16 protein-coding genes are annotated in these 19,332 nt (G+C 66.3%); 1 reads left to right on the forward strand and 15 read right to left on the reverse strand.

Translation table 11 applies throughout. The features are described from left to right. Positions 1–15: 15 nt before the first annotated feature. From APZ15_RS13380 to APZ15_RS13440, 13 genes are all read right to left on the reverse strand, one after another. Positions 16–1,377: a TldD/PmbA family protein gene (locus tag APZ15_RS13380; RefSeq protein WP_027787341.1), complete on the reverse strand. Its 1,362-nt coding sequence runs from the start codon at positions 1,375–1,377 to the stop codon at positions 16–18. Continuing rightward, complete coding sequence (locus tag APZ15_RS13385; protein ID WP_027787340.1) at positions 1,377–2,828, reverse strand: TldD/PmbA family protein; 1,452 nt, start codon at positions 2,826–2,828, stop codon at positions 1,377–1,379. The genes APZ15_RS13380 and APZ15_RS13385 overlap by 1 nt, the downstream gene beginning before the upstream one ends. After that, a complete protein-coding gene (locus APZ15_RS13390; RefSeq protein WP_027787339.1) occupies positions 2,821–4,464 on the reverse strand; it encodes an ABC transporter ATP-binding protein in 1,644 nt (547 codons plus the stop codon). Before APZ15_RS13390 ends, APZ15_RS13385 begins: the two co-directional genes overlap by 8 nt. Beyond that, positions 4,464–5,576, reverse strand: coding sequence for an ABC transporter permease (locus APZ15_RS13395; RefSeq protein WP_027787338.1), 1,113 nt, complete (start codon positions 5,574–5,576; stop codon positions 4,464–4,466). Before APZ15_RS13395 ends, APZ15_RS13390 begins: the two co-directional genes overlap by 1 nt. Next, positions 5,530–6,582, reverse strand: a complete 1,053-nt coding sequence (locus APZ15_RS13400) for a microcin C ABC transporter permease YejB (protein ID WP_027787337.1) — start codon at positions 6,580–6,582, stop codon at positions 5,530–5,532. The genes APZ15_RS13395 and APZ15_RS13400 overlap by 47 nt, the downstream gene beginning before the upstream one ends. A gap of 13 nt (positions 6,583–6,595) precedes the next feature. After that, a complete protein-coding gene (locus APZ15_RS13405; RefSeq protein WP_027787336.1) occupies positions 6,596–8,449 on the reverse strand; it encodes an extracellular solute-binding protein in 1,854 nt (617 codons plus the stop codon). A gap of 318 nt (positions 8,450–8,767) precedes the next feature. Continuing rightward, positions 8,768–11,566, reverse strand: coding sequence for a TonB-dependent receptor (locus tag APZ15_RS13410; RefSeq protein WP_027787335.1), 2,799 nt, complete (start codon positions 11,564–11,566; stop codon positions 8,768–8,770). A 316-nt stretch (positions 11,567–11,882) separates the two neighbouring features. After that, the gene (locus APZ15_RS13415) at positions 11,883–12,458 is read right to left on the reverse strand and encodes a helix-turn-helix domain-containing protein (protein ID WP_027787334.1); all 576 of its coding nucleotides are present in this window, start codon (positions 12,456–12,458) and stop codon (positions 11,883–11,885) included. Positions 12,459–12,773: 315 nt separating this feature from the next. Continuing rightward, positions 12,774–13,964, reverse strand: a complete 1,191-nt coding sequence (locus tag APZ15_RS13420) for a tetratricopeptide repeat protein (protein WP_027787333.1) — start codon at positions 13,962–13,964, stop codon at positions 12,774–12,776. Positions 13,965–13,980: 16 nt separating this feature from the next. After that, positions 13,981–14,412: an ExbD/TolR family protein gene (locus APZ15_RS13425; RefSeq protein WP_027787332.1), complete on the reverse strand. Its 432-nt coding sequence runs from the start codon at positions 14,410–14,412 to the stop codon at positions 13,981–13,983. A 323-nt stretch (positions 14,413–14,735) separates the two neighbouring features. Beyond that, positions 14,736–15,158, reverse strand: coding sequence for an ExbD/TolR family protein (locus tag APZ15_RS13430; protein ID WP_027787331.1), 423 nt, complete (start codon positions 15,156–15,158; stop codon positions 14,736–14,738). Between the two features lie 20 nt (positions 15,159–15,178). After that, on the reverse strand, positions 15,179–16,096 hold the full coding sequence (locus APZ15_RS13435) for a MotA/TolQ/ExbB proton channel family protein (RefSeq protein WP_027787330.1): 918 nt from the start codon (positions 16,094–16,096) through the stop codon (positions 15,179–15,181). Between the two features lie 86 nt (positions 16,097–16,182). Beyond that, entirely contained in the window at positions 16,183–16,881 is a 699-nt protein-coding gene (locus tag APZ15_RS13440; protein WP_027787329.1) for an energy transducer TonB, read from the reverse strand. A gap of 122 nt (positions 16,882–17,003) precedes the next feature. Here APZ15_RS13440 and APZ15_RS40900 point away from each other — a divergent pair, with 122 nt between their 5' ends. After that, the gene (locus tag APZ15_RS40900; RefSeq protein ID WP_138143323.1) at positions 17,004–17,243 is read left to right on the forward strand and encodes a hypothetical protein; all 240 of its coding nucleotides are present in this window, start codon (positions 17,004–17,006) and stop codon (positions 17,241–17,243) included. A 472-nt stretch (positions 17,244–17,715) separates the two neighbouring features. On the opposite strand, the gene APZ15_RS13445 is transcribed toward APZ15_RS40900, so the two are convergent. Further along, positions 17,716–18,201: an aminoacyl-tRNA deacylase gene (locus tag APZ15_RS13445; protein WP_027787328.1), complete on the reverse strand. Its 486-nt coding sequence runs from the start codon at positions 18,199–18,201 to the stop codon at positions 17,716–17,718. Between the two features lie 100 nt (positions 18,202–18,301). Then, entirely contained in the window at positions 18,302–19,300 is a 999-nt protein-coding gene (locus APZ15_RS13450; protein ID WP_027787327.1) for a cysteine synthase A, read from the reverse strand. Positions 19,301–19,332 lie beyond the last annotated feature (32 nt).

Here is a 19,332-nt window from a genome sequence, read left to right on the forward strand (position 1 = left end):
GTATCGGCAGCCGCGCTACAGCGTGAGTTCGAACGCGCGCGCGAGCAGCCCCGGCAGTTGCGCGCCTCCGGTGGCACGCTCGCCGTACGTGTCGTCGTTCGCGAGCAGCGTGGGCGCCGCGCCGAGTTGCTCGAGCTCCGATCCGAACAGCCGGTAGAAACTGTCGTCGAACCGCATCGCGTCGACCGGCGCGACGATGCGCCCGCCTTCGACCCAGAACGTCGCGAAGCGCGTCATCCCCGTCATCCGGCAGGCGATCGGGTCCGAGAAGTTCAGGTACCAGAGGTTGCCGACGTAGAGCCCCGTGTCGAGCGCGGCCAGCACGTCGGCATCCGCGAGCGTGCCGCCCGCGATCGTCAGCGACTGCGGCGATTCGCCGTTGTCCGCCCCGTTCGGCACACGCCCGTGCTCGCGCGCGGTGCGTGCGCTCACGAGCTGCCCTTCCCCCCGCCCGCCGACGACGAGCGGCACGCTGTCGCGCCGGTAGCCGTCCGCGTTGAACGCCGGCGCGATGCCCAGCGAGAAATCCTCGGTGATCGACACGCGCGGATCGAGCGCGACCTCGCCGGCGTACAGGCGATGCAGCGGGCTGCGGGCGCTCGCCAGCGCACGCGCCGAAAAGCCGCTCCAGCCGAGCAGGCTCGTCATCTCGTGAACGGCGTCCGGCGCGAAATACGCGCGGTAGCGTCCGGGCGCAAGCGCCTTCGGCGTGCGGCCGAGCACGGGCAGCCGCGCGGCGGCCGCCTCGACGCGGGCGGCGAACGCCGCATCGCTCCAGTCGTCGCCCGCATAGGCGGTCTTGATCGCCCGTCCGCTCGGGTCGTACAGCGACCAGCTGAAGTTGAAGTTCTCGACCTCGTACCAGCCGCGGCTGCCGGTCGACGACGCAAAGCCGCGCGCCAGCGTGCCACCCGCGTAAAAGCCGACGAAGTCGAGACCGCGCGCGCATTCGGCGACGACGCGCGCGAGCCCGTCCGCATCCGGCAGGCGCCCGGTGCGGTGCGTTTCCTGCAGCCACGACGAGGTATCGAACAGCAGGTGCGGATCGTCCGGCGCATCGCGCAGGCCGTCGCGCAGCACGGCCAGCGCCGCGGCCAGTTCGGGCAGGTCGGCCGCCGGATCGCCGCAGACGGTCAGCGCCGAATGCGCCTGCCGCGCCCCGTCGACGAGCCGCACGGACAATCGCCCCTGCGTGACGCGACCGGTCTGGCGAATCCTGCCGCCGTTGAAGCGGACGAAGTCGGACGTTTCGCTCGAGAAACCGAGCAGGACGGTTTCGGCCGGCGCCTTCAGCCGTTGCGCCTCGTCGGCGAGCCGGGTGAAATGCGCATGCCAGTCGATTCCGGCGCGGCGTGCCATCGGTTCGAATCCCGTCATCACGCGCCTCCGAATACGTCGACGCCGGCGAACACGCAGGCCGGCGCGGCGTGGCCGACCCGGATGATCTGCGCGGGCTCGCCCTTCCCGCAATAAGGCGTGCCGTAGATGCCGAACGTGCCCGCATCGCCTACCGCGCGCAGGCTGCGCCAGAACTGTGCGGAGATGCCGCGGTAGTTCGGGCGCTTGACGACCTGCGTGAGCCGGCCGTTCTCGATCAGTTGCCCGAATTCGCAACCGAACTGGAATTTGTTGCGGTGGTCGTCGATCGACCAGGACGTGTTGGTGCGCATCAGGATCCCGTGCTCGGTGCCCGCGACCAGCGCATCGAGCGACTGGTCGCCGGGTTCGACGTTCAGGTTCGCCATCCGGTCGATCGGCGCGCGGTTCCAGCTCGACGCGCGCGAATTGGCCACACCCGGCAGGCCCGCACGCTGCTGCGACAGCGCCCCGCCGAGCAGCCGTTCGAGCACGCCGTTGCGGATCAGGTACTGCTTGCGCGCCGGCGTGCCGTCGTCGTCGAACGCGTAGGACGCGGCTTCGGCGACCGGCTCGGGATCGAACGTGACGTTCAGCAGCGGCGAGCCGTACTGATAGTGGCCGACCATCTCCGGCCTGACGAAGCTCGATCCGGCGAAGTTGCGTTCGTCGCCGAGGATCCGGTCGAGTTCGAGCGGATGGCCGATCGACTCGTGGATCTGCAGCATCATCTGGTCGGGCATCAGCAACAGGTCGCGCCGGCCGGTCGGGCAGTTCGGTGCGGCCAGCAGCTGCAGCGCCTCGTCGGCGACGCGCGCGCCGGCGCCGTCGAAGCCGTAGCGCGCCAGCACGTCGAGGCCGCCCTGCGCCAGCGTGCCCGATTGACCGAGCGAGCGCGTCTGCGTGTCGCCGTCGCCGTGGGCGACGGCGTGCAGCTCGGGCATCAGGAAGCGGAACCGCTGGTCGATCCGGACGCCGTCGCTCGTCAGGTAACACTGTTCGGTGTCGACGATCATCACGCTCGCCGCGCGCTCGACGATGCGCGCGCCGAGGTTCGCCGCCGCGCATTCGTGCGCGAGACGCTCGATCCATTCCGCGCGCGACGGCAGTGCCGCGTCGACATCGGGCGACGCATACGTGCCGCTCGTCTGCGGGCGCGCGGCCTGGCGATGATCGACCAGCGCCCACGGCGCGCTTGCCCGTGCCCGCGCGGTCGCGATGTCGAGCGCCGCCTGCAGCCCGGCCGGGGACAGGTCGGGCGTCGCCGCATAACCGGCGCCCGTGCCGGCCCGGGCCATCAGCATCGCGCCGCGCTCGCGCGTGCGCGAGAACGGCTGCGCGACGTCGTTGCGCACCGCATGTTCGTCGATCGTCTCGTCGACGATGCGCAGCGACCAGAAATCGGCGTCGCTGCGCAACGTCTGCGCCGCCTGTACGGCTCGGGCGCCCGGCGCCCGGTTCTCGTCAATCATCGGTTCTCTCTTGCCTCTGCTGCGGGCCGCGCGCCGGCGCCGGCATGGACGACGCGAGCAGCGCCCGCGTATACGGATGGGATGGCGCGTGCAGCACGTCGAGCGTCTCGCCCTCCTCGACCACGCGCCCCGCCTTCATCACGATGACCCGGTGGGCCATCGCGCGCATCACCGCCAGATCGTGCGTGATGAACAGGTAGCTGAGTTTGTACTTCTTTTGCAGATTCGTCAGCAGATTCAGCACCTGCTTCTGGATCGACACGTCGAGCGCGCTCGTCGGCTCGTCGAGCACCAGCAGTTCCGGCTCCACCGCCAGCGCCCGCGCGATCGCGATCCGCTGCCGCTGCCCGCCGGAAAACTCGTGCGGATAGCGCAGCATCGCCTCGGCAGGCAGCCCGACCTCCTGCAGCAGCGCGGCGATCCGCGCCCGCCGCGCGTCGCCGGTCACCTGCGGCCGGTGCACGCCCAGCCCTTCGCCGACGATCTGCTCGACCGTCATGCGCGGCGACAGCGAGCCGAACGGATCCTGGAACACCACCTGCATGCGCCCGTACAGCGTGCGCCGGCCCTGCGTCGTGCGCAGCGACGCGAGCGGCATGCCGTCGATCTCGATCCCGCCCGACGCCGGCCGCTGCAAGCCGAGCACCGCCGACGCGAGCGTCGATTTCCCCGAACCCGACTCGCCGACGATCCCGAGCGTTTCGCCGCGCTTCAGGCTCAACTGCACGTCGTGCACGGCGCGGAACGTCGTCTTGCCGAGCACCGAGCGCCAGCCCTTTGCCGCGATGCGGTAGTCGACGGCAAGTTGCCGCACGTCGAGGATCGTCTGCGCGCCGGCGGCGACCGGCTCGACCGCCCGTTGCGGCGCGCTGTCGAGCAGCCGGCGCGTGTACGGATGCTGCGGCGCCGCGAACAGCCCGGCGGTCGTGCCGGTCTCCACCAGCACGCCCTTCTCCATCACGGCCACACGCTGCGCGAAGCGCCGCACGAGGTTCAGGTCGTGCGTGATCAGCAGCACGGCCATCCCGCGCTCGGCGGCCTCCCGCTCCTGCAACTCGATCAGCAGGTCGACGATCTGCTGGCGCACCGTCACGTCGAGCGCGGTGGTCGGCTCGTCCGCGAGCAGCAGCCGCGGCCGGCACGCCAGCGCCATCGCGATCATCGCGCGTTGCCGCTGCCCGCCCGACAGCTGGTGCGGAAAGCTGTCGATACGCCGCTCCGGCTCGGGAATCCCGGTGCGCCGAAGCAGCGCGATCCCGCGCTCGCGCGCTTCACCCGGGCGCAGCCCCTCGTGCAGCCGCAGGCTCTCGGCGATCTGCTTGCCGATCGTATACAGCGGATTGAGCGCCGTCATCGGCTCCTGGAACACCATCGCGATATCGGCGCCGCGGATCCCGCGCATCTGCTGCTCGGTCTTCGCGAGCAGGTCCTCGCCGTCGAACAGCATCCGCCCCGACAGCGTCGCCTGCTGCGCGAGCCGCAGGATCGACAGCGCGGTCACGCTCTTGCCCGACCCCGACTCGCCGACGAGCGCCACGCGCTCGCCGCGGCCGATCGACAGGCTCAGGTCCTGGACGGCCGCGTTCGCGCCGAAATGCGCGGAAAACCCGTCGATCTGCAGCAACGGTCTCGTCATCATCGCCCTCCGCCGAATGCCGAGCCGCGCGTGCGCGTGTCGAGCGCGTTGCGCAGCGCATCGCCCATGAAGGTGAGCAGCAGCAGCGTCACCACCAGCGCCGCGAACGCCGCGATCGAGATCCACCACGCATCCAGGTTGTTCTTCCCCTCCTGCAGCAGCTCGCCGAGGCTCGGCGTCGGCGGCGGCACGCCGAGCCCGAGGAAGTCGAGGCTCGTCAGCGACAGGATCGCCGCGCTCATCCGGAACGGCAGGAACGTGATCACCGGCGTGAGGCTGTTCGGCAGCACGTGGCGCCAGATGATCTGCGCGTTCGTCAGCCCCATCGTGCGTGCCGCTTTCACGTAGTCGAGCGCGCGGTTGCGCAGGAATTCGGCGCGGACGTAGTCGGACAGCACGAGCCAGCCGAACATCGACAACAGCACGAACAGCAGCCACAGCGACGGCGTGAAGATCGACGCGAAGATGATCAGCAGGTACAGGTCGGGCAGCGCGCTCCAGATCTCGATCAGGCGCTGGCCGACCAGGTCGGTACGGCCGCCGTAGAAGCCTTGCAGCGCGCCGGTCAGCACGCCGACCAGCACGCCCGATACCGTCAGCGCGAACGCCATCAGCACCGACAGCCGGAACCCGTACAGCAGCCGCGCGAGCACGTCGCGCCCGAACTGGTCGGTGCCGAGCCAGTTGCTGGCCGACGGCGGCGCCGGATACGGCCGCGACGCGAAATAGTCGATCGTGTCGTAGCGATAGCGGTTTGGCGGATAAAGCGCGAAATTGCCGTGCGACTCGAGTTTCGTGCGGATGTACGGGTCGAGATAGTTCGTCATCGCGGGAAAATCGCCGCCGAACGCGGTCTCCGGATAGTCCTTCACGATCGGGAAGTAATAGTGCCCGTCGTAGCGCACGATCAGCGGCCGGTCGTTCGACAGCAGGTTCGCGCCCAGGCTGAGCACGAACAGCACCGTGAAGATCACGAGGCTCCAGTAGCCGAGCGGCTGCGCGCGAAAACGCAACCACGTGCGCCGCCACGGCGACGGCGAGGCCGCGCACGCGGCGCATGCCTGGTCAGTGGTCCAGGCGGTTGAACTGGATACGGGGGTCGACGAGGACATAGCAGATATCCGCGATGAGTTTGGTCAGCAGGCCGATCAGCGTGAACAGGAACAGCGAACCGAGCACGACCGGATAGTCGCGGCGGATCACCGAGTCGTACGACAGTTGCCCCATGCCGTCGAGCGAGAACAGCGTCTCGATCAGCAGGTTGCCGTTCAGGAATGCGCCGACGAACGCGGCCGGCAGCCCGGTCAGCAGCGGGATCGCCGCGTTGCGCAGCACGTGCTTCCACAGCACGTCGCGCTCGGGCGCGCCCTTCGCGCGGGCGGTCAGCACATATTGCCGGCCGATCTCCTCGAGGAACGTGTTCTTGGTGAGGATCGTGACGATCGCGAAGTTGCCGACGACCGACGCCGTCACCGGCATCACGATGTGCCACAGATAGTCGAGCGCCTTTCCGATCAGCGTCAGGTCGTCGAAGTTGTCGGACGTGAGCCCGCGCATCGGGAACACCTGCCAGAACGTGCCGCCGCCGAACAGCATCAGCAGCAGCACACCGAGCACGAAGCCCGGCACCGCGTAGCCGGCCAGCACCAGCACGCTCGTCACGGTGTCGAACCGCGACCCGTTGCGCACCGCCTTCGCGATGCCGAGCGGCACCGACACCAGGTACGTGAGGATCACCGTCCACATCCCGAGCGTGATCGACACCGGCAGCTTCGAGCGAATGACCGCCCACACACTGCGATGCGCGAAATAGGACTGGCCGAGGTCGAACGTCGCATAACTCTTCAGCATCAGCACGTAGCGTTCGAGCGGCGGCCTGTCGAAGCCGAACTGCTTGCGGATCTGTTCGATCTGCTGCGGGTCGACGCCCTGGCTGCCGTGGTAGCCGCCGCCTCCGCCGCCCGCCTCCCCGCCGCGCGCACTGCCGTGGCGCAACTGCGCGAGCACCTGTTCGACCGGCCCGCCCGGCACGAACTGCGTGACCGCGAACGTGATCGTCACCACCCCGATCAGCGTCGGGACCATCAGCAGCAACCGCCTGAGTATGTATGCGAGCATCGTCGTTCCCCCGTCAGGCCGCCGGCGCGGGTTTCGCCGCCGGATGCTTCACGTACCAGTAGTCGATGATCCAGTCTTCGTACTGATAGGAGTCCGGCACGATCGCCGGGTGGCCGAGCGTCGCCTTGTACGCGATCCGCGCATTCGGCAGGTAATACTGCGGGATCAGCGCGTACAGGTTGATCAGCACACGGTCGAGCGCGTGCGTGGCCGTCTCGAGATCGTCGAGCGTGTCGGCCGCGAGCGCCGCGCGGATCAGCGCGTCGACCGCCTTCGACTTCACGCCCGGATAGTTCTCGGAGCCCGGCTGCGACGCAGCCGCGCTGCCGAAGCGGCGCGTCAGCTCCGCACCCGGGATCGTCACGGGCAGGTAGATGTACGTCGTCATGTCGTACTCGAAGTTGTCGAGCCGCTTCAGGTAGACCGCGCTGTCGATCTCGCGCAGGTACGCGTGGATGCCGAGCATCGCGAGCGCCTGCGTGTACGGCAGGATCAGGCGGTCCATGCCGGGCTGGTCGTCGATGATCTCGATCGTCATCGGCGTGCCGTTCGCGTCGCGCAGCGCGCCGTCGCGGTAACGCCAGCCCGCCTGCGCGAGCAGGTCGCGCGCCTGCTTCAGGTTCGCACGCAACGAGTCGGGCGGCAGCGTCGACGGTTGCCGAACCATCGGGCCGAACACCTCCGGTGGCAGCGTCGAGCGGAACGGTTCGAGCAACGCGCGCTCCTTCTCGCTCGGCATGCCGGTTGCCGCGAACGGGCTCGCCTCCCAGAAGCTGTTGGTACGGCGATACTGCCCGTAGAACATCATCCGGCTCATCCAGTCGAAGTCGAACGCCAGCGCGAGCGCGTGCCGCACCCGCACGTCCCGGAACATCGGCTTGCGCATGTTGATCAGGAAGCCCTGCATCTGCGCGGGGCCGTCAGGAAACTCGCCGCGCTCGAGCATGCCGTTGCGGAAGTTCTTGCCGACGTACTTGCGCGCCCACTGCGTCGCGCTGTATTCCATGCGCGCGTCGATGTCGCCGGCCTTGAACGCCTCGAGCGCCGTGTACTGATCCAGGTACAGCTTGAACGACACGCGCGCGAAGCGGAACATGCCGCGTCGCGACGGCAGGTTCGCCGCCCAGTAGTGCGGGTTGCGCACATAGACGATCTGCTTGTCGTTCTTGCGTTGCTCGATCAGGTACGGGCCGCTCGCGATCGGCGGCACCGTTGCGATCTGGTCGAACGGCGGCCGCGTGCCGTCCGCACGCTGCCCCCACTTCGGCGAGAACACCGGCAGGTCGCCCGCGATCAGCGCGGCGTCGCGCTCCGCGTGCTTGAACTCGAAGCGCACCGTGTGGCCGTCGACGACCACCGCACGCCTGATGATCGAGAACTGCGCGTTGTACAGCGGCGAGGCCTGCGGGCTCGTCAGCGTATCGAACGAATACCTGACGTCGGCCGCGGTGACCGGGTCGCCGTTCGAGAAGCGTGCGGCCGGATCGAGGTGGAACGTGGCCGAGAGTCCGTCGGGCGCGACCTCGACGTCGTCGGCGATCAGCGCGTATTCGGATGCGAGCTCGTCCCAGCTGCGCTGCATCAGCGTGTCGAACATCAGGTTCTTGATGTCCGGCGCAGGCGAGCCGCGCACGAGAAACGGGTTCAGCGAATCGTAGCTTTGCGCTTCGTCGTAGTTTTCGAAATCGAGCGTGCCGCTGTCCGGCGCGTCCGGATTCGCGTAGTCGAAATGCATGAAGCCCGGCGGATACTTCGGATGGTCGTATTGCGAGATCGCCGGCACGGCGAGCGCGGCCTGCGGCATGACGCCGCCCGACACGAACCACGCGGCGCACGCAAGCAGCGCGACGCGCGTGGCGGCACGCATCCGCGCATGCGTGCGCTTCAGGCGCTTCAGGTGCGAGTGGCGCGGCACGCGTGCCCGTCGCCCATTCAACAGTCTCATGGTCAGTCTGTCCGGAAGCGTGCGGGCGCGCTGCCTGCGCACGGTCGATGCCTGTGCCGGACGCCGCATGCCGGCCGCGTCCCGCGTGGGGGTTCGTGCTGTACACGATCGGATCAACTGCGCCGCCGCGCGGCCCGGTTGCGGGACGTCGTGGCGCCAGGCGAAAAAAGGCCGCCCCGAAAAGGGGGTAGTGGACGTGGAGCGGCCTGTCCAAAGCCTGTCAGCGCATTGCGGTCGCCGTCAGAACTTGTACGTCGCGCCGACCTGCGCGAACCGGCCGATGTACGAATACACCGACGTGTCGTACCCGCTCTGGTCCAGCGTGCCGTTCGCGAAGATCGGGTCGTACGGCGGCGTGCGGTTGAAGAGGTTGTTGATGCCGCCGTAGATCGTCCAGTTCTTGAAGCCCGTGTACGTCATCATCAGGTTGAACTGGCTGTACGAGCCGACCTTCGACGGCGCGGGCGCCGGCAGCAGGTTCTGCGCGTACGGGCCCGTGAACTGCCACGTCAGCGCCGCATCGAACTTCCGGTAGTTCCAGTCCAGCGTCGTGTTGCCGCGCCAGCGCGGGAAGCTGCCGCCGAACGGCTGCGTGATCGTGAAGTTGTTGCCCGCGCCGTTGACCGGCGTGCCGCCCGGGAAGCCGATCTTGTAGCTGTTGATGTACGCCCAGTCGCCCGACAGCGTGACCGTGCCCCAGCCCTTGAGCGGCAGGCCCTGGCGGAACGTGCCTTCGAAGCCGTTCGTGTCGAGGTAACCGAGGTTCTGGTACGGAATCATCTTGTACAGCAGCTGGCCCGTCGTCGGATCGGTCACGACCTGCGACGGCGCGCCCTGGCCGATCACGTTGTCGATGCGGATCTTGTACCAGTCGAAGCCGAGATCCGTGTAGCGGCTCGGCGACACCTGGAAGCCGATGTTGAAGTTGCGCGTGCGTTCCGGCGCGAGGTTCGGGTTGCCGACGGTGATCGACGTGTAGTTCTGGCCGGTGGCCGGATCGACCTGGATGCCGAGCGTCTGCGACTTGCTGTCCTCGACGAAGGTCGGCGCGCGGAAGCCGCGGTTGTACGACGTATACAGCGTGAGGGCCTTGATCGGCTGGTAGCGCAACGCGAAGCGCGGCGAGAAGGCACCGCCCACGTCCGTGTAGTGGTCGTAGCGGCCGGCCTGGCTGAACGTCAGGTTCTCGAGGATCGGCACGTTGATCTGGTAATAGACGGCCGCGACGTTGCGCTGGCCGTTCACCGTCTCGAGGTCCGGGGTAACGACCGCCCCGCTCAGGTATTCGGAGCCCGGCGTCAGCACTTCGCTCTGATGCGTGAACTGCGCGCCGAAACCGATCCCGACGTCGCCGGCCGGCAGATGGAACAGGTTCGGCGTCGACAGCGTCGCGTCGATCGTGTCGAGCTTCGAGATGCCGAGGTTGTTCGCTTCCTGGAACAGCCCGTTGAACGCGTTCGGCGTCGCCGCCGGGTTCGCAAAGTTCAGCGTGCCGTTCTGGTAGATGTTGTTCAGCGCGTTGACGTTCAGCTGGTTCGTGAACACGTTCGACACCGTGCTCTGCGAGTGGCTGACCGACGTCGCCCAGTCCCAGTCGCCGTACGGCAGCGTGAACGACCCCTTGATGCCGGCGGCCGCACGCCAGTAGTTCGCCCAGGTCTTCTGCGCGACCGTGTTCGGAAACGCGTAGGTGAGCGGCGTGGCCGCGCCCGTCGTGTTGTACGGGTTGCTGACCGGTACCGTGTAGTTGAACGGCGACAGCAGCTTCGTCTGCGGATTCCAGACGAGCGCCGGGTTCTGCGGGTTGCCGATCACGTTGTTCCACAGGCCGTCGTTGGTCGTGGTCGTGTTGTAGCTCTCGAGGAAATCCGCGAACGCGGTCGTCTTGTCGTCGATCTTGAAGTCCCCATGGAGCTTCGCGTTCAGGCGCTCGGTCATCGGCAGGATCGACGTGCTTTCAGCCGTGTTGTACGCGCAGATCGTGCCCGGCGATCCGGACGACAGCGAATTCGACGCGGCCTGATGGACCGAGCCGCCGAACGGGCAGCCCCCGCTCAGCGCCTGCGCGACGCCGCCGGGCATGTTCCAGTACGACGGCGCGAGCAGCGAGAAGCCGCCCGGCTTGCCCGTGAAGTCCTGGTTGCGCGTCGAATCGCGATCGGCCAGCGTGAAGCCGTTCGACTTGTAGTAGCTGAGCGCGGCCGTCACGTTGAAGCGGTCGGCGTTCAGGTCGCCGAAGCCGCCGAGCACGCCGAACTTCGTCGTGCCGTCGCCGTTGCCGGCATTGATCGCGCTGCCGAGGCTGCCGTCGAGCTGCAGGCCGCGGAAATTGTGTTTCGTGATGATGTTGACAACCCCGCCGATCGCGTCCGAACCATACTGCGACACGGCGCCCGTCTTCACGATTTCGATCCGCTCGATATCGTTGAGCGGGATCGTGTTGAGGTCGAAGAACGAGTCGACGCTGTTCGAGAAGAATGCGTAAGGTGCGACGCGCTGGCCGTCGACCATCACGAGCGTGTACTTCTCGGACAGGCCGCGCAGCGCGATACCGGCCGCGCCGGCCGCGAAGTTGCCCGATTGCCCTTCACCCCAGCTGTTCGCCGAGTTGGCCGCCGCATCGCGCAGGAAGTCGGTGACGGTCACCGCGCCGCTGGCCTGGATTTCCTTCGGCGTGATCGTCTGCACCTGCTGGAAACCGGTCTTGTCGGCCTGCCGGATCAGCGAACCCGTCACTTCGAAGCGCTTGATCTGCGCGACCTTGCCCTGCCCGTTCGCGCCGGATGCGGCGGGCGTGGCCTCCGTTGCCGCGCTCGCTGCCGCGTCGGGCGCCGCGGCGCCCGTGGCAGCGGCGGCATCCGGCGTGCCGCCCGCCTGTGCAACGGTCACGGGCGCGCCGTTCGCGACCGCATCCGCGATCGCGACGGCGCCCGGCGCCGGCTGGCTCTGGGCAAACGCCGGCGGCGCCAATGCCGCCGTCAGCGCCAGCTCCGCCCAGACTATCCTCTTGATGGCCAACGCCAAAACTCTCTGCTTCATCTTGTTCCCTCTCGCTCGTAGTAAGACCCCACCTGCTGCGCGCCGGAACCTTGTGAATTCCTTGCGCGTCCTGGGTGCCCGTGTAACGGAACCCGCGATTGCCACGCCTTCGATTGCCACGTTTTCTACCGCCACGACTCGAACGGCACGGCTTCGGGGCACCAGCACCATTCAGCATCACCGTCGTTTTCTATTTTGATTCGCCATACTAAACACCTACATTGAGCGCATTACTTGCTTCCTGCCGATTCGACCGGCATCCGCTACCGATCGGGTACCTCTCCTTTCTGACGGCCCGCCGTACCGGCCGCCCTTGCTAGAACAGCCTGGGCGTGCCGACCCAGACGATCACCGCCTCTTCGTCGGCGGTGTTGCGCCACGCATGCGGCATCGTCGATTCGTAATGCGCGGTATCGCCCTCGTTCAGCGTGAACGTGCAATCCTCGAGCGTCAGCGCCACCTGCCCGCGCAACACATAGACGAACTCCTCGCCCGCGTGCGTCGTCATCTCGGACGACAACTGCCCCGCCGGCATCCTGACGAGGATCGCGTCGAGCTTGCGGCCGTCCACCAGATTCGTCAGCCGGGCGAACCGGCTGGCCGAGTTGGTGAACTGGAAATACTGCAGCGCATTGCCGCGGCATACCGAGCGCGCCTCCGTCGGCGTGTCGATGAAGTACTGCATCGTCACGCCCAGCGCCTTTGCGATCCGGACCAGCGACGTGATCGACGGCGTCGCCCGCCCACGCTCGACCTGCGACAGGAACGGCTTCGAAATGCCGGCGATCGTCGACGTTTCGTCGAGTGTGAGTTTCAGGCGCTGGCGCAGCGCCCGGATCTTGTTGCCTAGCGACACGGCGACGAGCACCGACTCATCAGGGGGCAAAACCATGGAAAGACGGACCCTCGCAGTCGAAATCGGTTTGATGTCGTCAAGCCTCGACCGATGCCATGACGCGACCGGCCCGGCGCGATACCCGACTGCACGCTGTCGCGGCGTGCACGCCACGCGTGGTGCGGCACGGCACCCGCATCGCTCGGCCGTGCCGATCCCGCACATTTCATTCGGCTTACTAATCAACAAGGCTACCCCTTTTCCCTCGGCTGACCTGCCCTCATGCATCGGTGCCGTCTGATCGGCGCACCGATTTCCGCTCACCGACCACGCCCGCTCCCGCGCCGCGGGCCGTCGTGCCCGTGCGTTGCGTTAGCGGGATGCCACCACGGTCCAGAGCCGTGCGAGGTCGGCGGAACCGTCGGTGCCCTTGACCGTGCGCAGCACCTGGACCGCACGCGCCTTCTGACCGGCCACGTAATACGCCTCGCCGAGCCGCAGTCGCGCCGCGTCCGGATGCTCGAGCCCGCCCTTCGCGATCGCCTGCTCCATCATCGGCAGGCCCTGCTGCGCCTTGCCTGCGAAGACGAGGTTCATACCCGCGTCGATCGGCGCAGCCGGCGTCGCGGCTTCCCCGCCCGATTGCGCGCGCTTTGCCGCGAGCGCCTGCAGCCGCTTCTCGCGATCCGCCTGTGCGTCCTTGCCGAGTACGCCGGACGCGAACCCCTGGTCGATCACCTGCTTGCCTTCGGCGGGCGACCCTGCCACCAGCGCAAGTTGCGTCATCTCCATGTACGCGTCGGCTGTCGCGAGCGAGCCCGTCGCCCGGCGCAACCGGTAGATGTCGAGATCGAGTGACGGCAGATACCCCGGGTTGCCGCGAATCGCCGTGACCATTTCGTCCCAGTACGCGGGGCTCGGGTGGTAAGCCACCAGCAGCCCGAGCGCACCGCGATACGCGTTGCCGTCCTTCACTTTCTGCGCGCAGGTCGCAAGCATCTGCAACTGCCCTTCATCCGGCGCGTGTCCGCCGTTCGCCTGCGCGTCGGTGCTCGCTTTCAACTGGCTCACGAGCGGTGTGCAATCGTTTGACAGGTAGTACGACTGCGTGAGCAGCGTGCGCATTTCCGGATCGGATCCGCCTGCCTTCAGGTAGCGCTGTGCAATCCGGATCGCCAGCGGGTAGTTCTTCTGCTGGAAGTAGATGCCGGCCAGTGCCGCCGTGGTCCGCTGCTCGTCCTCGCCCGACAGCCGCCCCGAGTTCAGCACGGCCTCGTAGGCCTGCGCGGCCGTGCTCAAGTCGCCTGCCGCCATCGCGGCCGCGCCGCGCATCTCCTCCACCATGTAGGTTTCGTACGGCGTCCGGTTCGGCACGGCCGCCGCCTGGGCGATCTTGCCCAGTGCATCGCGATACTTGTGCGCCCGGTACAGGTCCTGTGCGGCCGCCAATGGCTTTGCCACGTCCGGCCGCAGCGCGTCCGCCGGTAATGCCGGGCGTCCGAGCAAGCCTGCCGCGCCGAGCGCCGCCACCGCCATCATCCGTTTCCATCGTCGCTGGTTCATCGGCTCGTCCGTGTCGTCATTGCATGAACTGTTCGTTACCGATCAGGCCGATCTTGGTCGCGCCCACGCGTTGCGCGGACGCGAGCACGGCGGCCACGTCCTTGTACGGCACCAGCTTGTTGGGGCGCAGGTGGATTTCCGCCTGCACGGGTTCCGCCGCCACCTGGGTCAGTTTCGCCTCGAGCGCCGTGCGGTCCGGCACCGGTGCGCCGTTCCACGTCGTCGTGCCGTCGAAATCGATGTCGATCTGCACGATTTCCGGCGGCGTGGCCAGCGGCGGCGGGTTACCCACCGGCAGGTCCATCTTCACCGAATGCATCTGAATCGGGATCGTGATGATCAGCATGATCAGCAACACCAGCATCACATCGATCAGCGGCGTGGTGTTGATATCGACCATCACTTCCGGTTCGGCATTGCTTCCGCCCGAAGGCACATTCATTCCCATCGTCGACTCCTGTCGATCAGCGTTAGTGCTTTAGCACTTACGCTGATCCCATGCTTCGCGGTCGATCAGCGTTGGTGCTTTAGCACTTACGCTGATCCCATGCTTCGCGGTCGATCAGCGTTGGTGCTTTAGCACTTACGCTGATCCCATGCTTCGCGGTCGATCAGCGTTGGTGCTTTAGCGCCTACGCCGCCCTCATGCTTCGCAATCAATCAGCATTAATGCTTCAGCACCTACGCCGACCCCATGCCCCAAGGCCGACCAGCGTCAGTGCATCACCCCCAACCGCCAGCCCGCCATCTCACCAAGATTCCCGTCCACGACTAGCCGCCGCGCGCGGGCGACTCCGTAATGAACGACAGTTTCGCAATCCCCGCGCGCTCGCACATCGTGACCACCCGGCCGATGAACTCGTAACGCGTGTTCTGGTCGCCGCGCACGTGGACGCTCGGCTGCGGCTGCTGCTGCGACACGTCCTTCAGCTTCGCGAGCAGTGTCTGCGCATCCACCAGCTGTTCGCCCCAGAAGAAGTCGCCATCGCGGTTCACCGCGATCTCGATGCTCTTCGGCGTCGTCTGCAGCGGTTGCACCGTCTCCTTCGGCAACTGAAGCTGGATCGTGTGCGTCACGACCGGGATCGTGATCAGGAAGATGATCAGCAACACCAGCATCACGTCGACGAGCGGCGTCGTGTTGATGTTGGCGATCACCTCGTCGCTATCGTCCTGCCCGACGTTCATGGCCATCGCGCGTCTCCGTCGGCCGGTCAGTTCGCGAGCGACGCCGCGGCCGGCGACGAGGACGCCGCGCGTACCGGGCGCCGATTGCCGGCCAGCAGCACCGTGTGCAGTTGCGCGCCGAAGTTGCGAACCCGCTCCATCACCGACTTGTTGCGCCGGACCAGGAAGTTGTAGCCGAGCACCGCGGGCACCGCGACGGCGAGGCCGATCGCGGTCATGATGAGCGCCTCGCCCACCGGGCCCGCGACCTTGTCGATCGACGCCTGGCCTGCGATGCCGATGGCGGTCAGCGCGTGATAAATCCCCCAGACCGTGCCGAACAGCCCGACGAACGGCGCCGTGGAGCCCACCGTGGCCAGGAATGCGAGCCCGTCCTGCATCCGGTTCGACACGTTCGTGATCGAGCGCTCGACCGATACGTCGATCCACGTGTTGCGGTCCACGGCTTCCAGCAGCGCATCTTCATGATGCTCGCCGGCCTCGATCGCCGTTTCGGCGATGAACCGGAACGGTGACGCCTCGTCGAGGAGCTTGGCGCCCTCGGCCAGCGACGGTGCGGACCAGAGCTGCGCATCTGCCAGTTTCGCGCGGCGGTTGGCGCGCAACTGTTCCAGGAACTTCGTGATCATGATGTACCAGCTCCCCATCGACATGATCACCAGCAGGATCAGCACGAAACGGGCGACGAAGTCGCCGTTCTTCCATAGCGCGCCGAGCCCGTACGGGTTCTCGACCGCTTCCGTCGTGGCCGGCGCGGGCGGCGGAGCCGGTTCGGCGGCGGCCGGAGCCGTGGCCGGTGCGGCTGACGGCGCCGCGGCCTGTGCCGCCGTGCCGGCCGCGCCGCTTGCCTGCGCATGGGCGAGCTGCGGCGCAACGAACCCGTCGACTGCGACGACGGACATCAGGATGCTTGCCGCCAACGCGGCCAGTGAACGCTTCGTCATACCCCACTCCAGTTATTTCGGTGAACTTAATACGGCAGTTCGTGATGGTTTTTCCCGACCCGGTTCGCGCCGGGCCGCCCACTGCATCAATTCAGATTGAACGAGAACGGTACCTGGACCCGCACCGACTGGCCCTGCGCGACGCACTTGAATCGTTTTACGGTGTTGTAGGCAGCGCGATCGAGGACCGGATCTGCCGACTGCGCCACGCGCTCGTTCGTGATGTTCCCTTCCGCATCCACGACGAATTCGATCGTTACGTCACCCGTGATGTTGTTTTCCTGCGCTTCCTTCGGATACTGGATCGACGCGCGAAGCGCGTCCGAATTCGGGCAGACGACACCCACGTCATGGCTGACGGGCTTGGCCGGCGCCGGGGGCGCCACGACCGGTGCCTGCACGGCCGGCGCGGAGGGTACCGGGGCCGACTGGTGCGTGATCGTCGCCTGCGGCGGCGCCTGCACCGGCACTTCCGGCGGCGGGACGAACGGGGGCGGCGGCGGCGCGAACTTCGGCGGCGGGAGTTTGACCACGGGCATCGGCGGTGGCGGCGGCGGCTTGACCGGCTCGATGATGCGGGTTTCGATCGGGTGCTGGATCACCTGCACGACTTTCGTCGCCAGGCCGTTGAGCAACGCGTAGATCAGCACTGCATGCAGCACCAGGACGATTCCGACGCCGCCGAACCGGCGTACCGGATTCTGTTGCTTCTTGCCGAACTCTCGCGGACGGCCCAGCGTAGCCAGTCCGCTGTTCGACGTAACCAGACTTTCTTCGACTTTCATGCCCACCATCCATCCCCCAAGCGATTCGCCCAGTTTCGGATTGCTGCCGGCGGCGAAACCAGGTCGGCATCGCCATCGCATCTACCCGAACATTTCATTTCAAATTCAATTTGCAATCCGAATTGAAAGAATTGCATTCGAATTCCAATACACTCTTTTTCAAGGAATCGTTCCGGCCGGCGCGGCCCGGTGTTGCACCGGAAAACCACGCGCCTGCACGTTCAGGCAATTGTCAGCTGAGCGGGCGGCGCCGCATGTTTCGTATGACGATTCGCCGTTCGTTACGCGGTGATGTCATTGGCGCCGTTCACTTGGGTGCAGAAGATAGCAAGGAAAAAATTTTGCCGTCAAACTTTATTTGATACCCGAATACAAAGTTTGGAGGGGATATTCAAATAATATTCCGGTAAGCACAAATACAACTTTTATTATTAATTTGGTAATTGAATTGTATGGGTATATGCGAAAACGGATATTGATCCGCTTCAACATAAATATCGGCATATCTCCTGCATAGCACCAAAAAAGGGCATTCGGAAAGTAACCTCGAGGATGCATCCCCCGCCTCGTCATCGCCCGCATGTCGACGGACATGCCAGTCGACCGCCTCGAACTGGCCGGGATCGTTTCCTCAAGGACGGCGCACCGGAGATGTCGAACCAGAGGTACCAGAACAGTTAATCTGGAATGCGACTTAAATTAAGGATTGGTCGGCCGCCGTAAATACGCCGCCAAAAAATTCGGATGGCGAATTAACTATCCGACGGCCATCCCGCTGACAAGACCTGCAACCCTGTCACACTCGCACCGACAAATGCCCGTGCACCGCAAGCGTCAGGACTGCATGCCCTGCATCTTGTGCGAGAAATGCGCACGCTCGGCCGTCTCCATCAGCGTCAGGAATTCATCCTGCATCATGTGGATCAGTGCTTCGTGGTCGCCGGCCTCGAAATAGACTTCCGGCTGCTGTGCGAGTCGTTCCTCGAGAAACGTCTTCATGCCGTACGCCATGCAGACCGGCGGCAGCGCACCCATGTCGCAATCCTTGAACAGCTCGCGCAGTTCGACCTCGCGGGCGAGCACGAGATGGCGTCCCGTCTTCACCCAGAGATCCGACAGGCGCACGGCGTGCGTGGTCGGCAATACGGCTGCGACGTAGCCTTCGTCGTCTTCGAGGAGCACGGTTTTCGCGAGGCGATCGCCGGGGATATGCGCGGCGGCGGCCGTCTCCATGCTCGTATGGCTATAGGGGTGGTACACCACTTCGTACCGCGATGACTTCTGGCGCAGGCAATCCTGCAGGGTGGCTGATACTGGCATGGCACACCTCGTCTGGGCGAATCGGGCGAACGGCGTTCGCTCCGGATTTGTTCAGCATAGGTCGCATTCGAGTCAATGGAAACGCCGCCTCACCCCTTCCTCATTCGGGTGCCCGTTCTGGTTCCAACCCCGATTCCAGCCCCTTTTCGCGCAGCCATTCGCGGTTGAAGAGCCGAGCACGATAGATGTCGCCGCGATCGCACAGCAAAGTCACGATCGTATGCCCCGGGCCCATCCTGCGGGCCAGCCAGACCGCCGCCGCGACGTTGATTCCGCTCGATCCGCCGACGTACAGCCCTTCTTCGCGCAGCAGCCGGTAGACCATCGTCACGCACTGCGAATCGTCGATCCTCACGGCGTCGTCGATCGGTGCGCCGGCCAGATTCGCGGTGACGCGCGTCGAGCCGATGCCTTCGGTGATCGAGCTGCCTTCGGCACCGAGGTCGCCCGTTTTCACGTAACCGTAGAGCCCGCTTCCGTGCGGATCGGCCAGCACGATCCGGACCTCAGGATTCTGCTCCTTCAGGTAGCGGCTCACGCCCGCCAGCGTGCCGCCCGTGCCGGTTGCGCAGACGAACGCATCGACCGTGCCCGCCGTATCGCGCCAGATTTCCGGTCCGGTCGTCTCGTAGTGCGCCTGCCGGTTGACGACGTTGTCGAACTGGTTGGCCCATACCGCATTGTCGAGTTCGTCCGCGAGCCGCCCGGCAATCTTCTGATAATTGTTCGGGTCGCGATACGGCGCCGCCGGCACCGGGCGCACGTCGGCGCCGAGCGTGCGCAGGATCGCCATCTTGTCCGGCGATTGCGTGTCGGGAATCACGATCACGCAGCGATAACCGCGCGCCGCGCAGATGTGCGCAAGACCGATGCCCGTGTTGCCCGCCGTGCCCTCGACGACGGTGCCGCCCGGCTTCAGCGCGCCGCGCTGCTCGGCGTCGCGGATGATGTAGAGCGCCGCGCGATCCTTCACCGAACCGCCCGGATTCATGAATTCCGCCTTGCCCAGGATTTCGCAGCCCGTTTCCGCGCTGAGCTTCGCCAGCCGGATCAACGGCGTGCGTCCCACGCAGTCGACGAAGCCGTGTCGCACGTCCATGCTCCCCTCCGTTGCATTCGCGCTCGCGCGCC

It is taken from the genome of Burkholderia cepacia ATCC 25416, from assembly GCF_001411495.1.
Classification (GTDB): Bacteria; Pseudomonadota; Gammaproteobacteria; order Burkholderiales; family Burkholderiaceae; genus Burkholderia; species Burkholderia cepacia.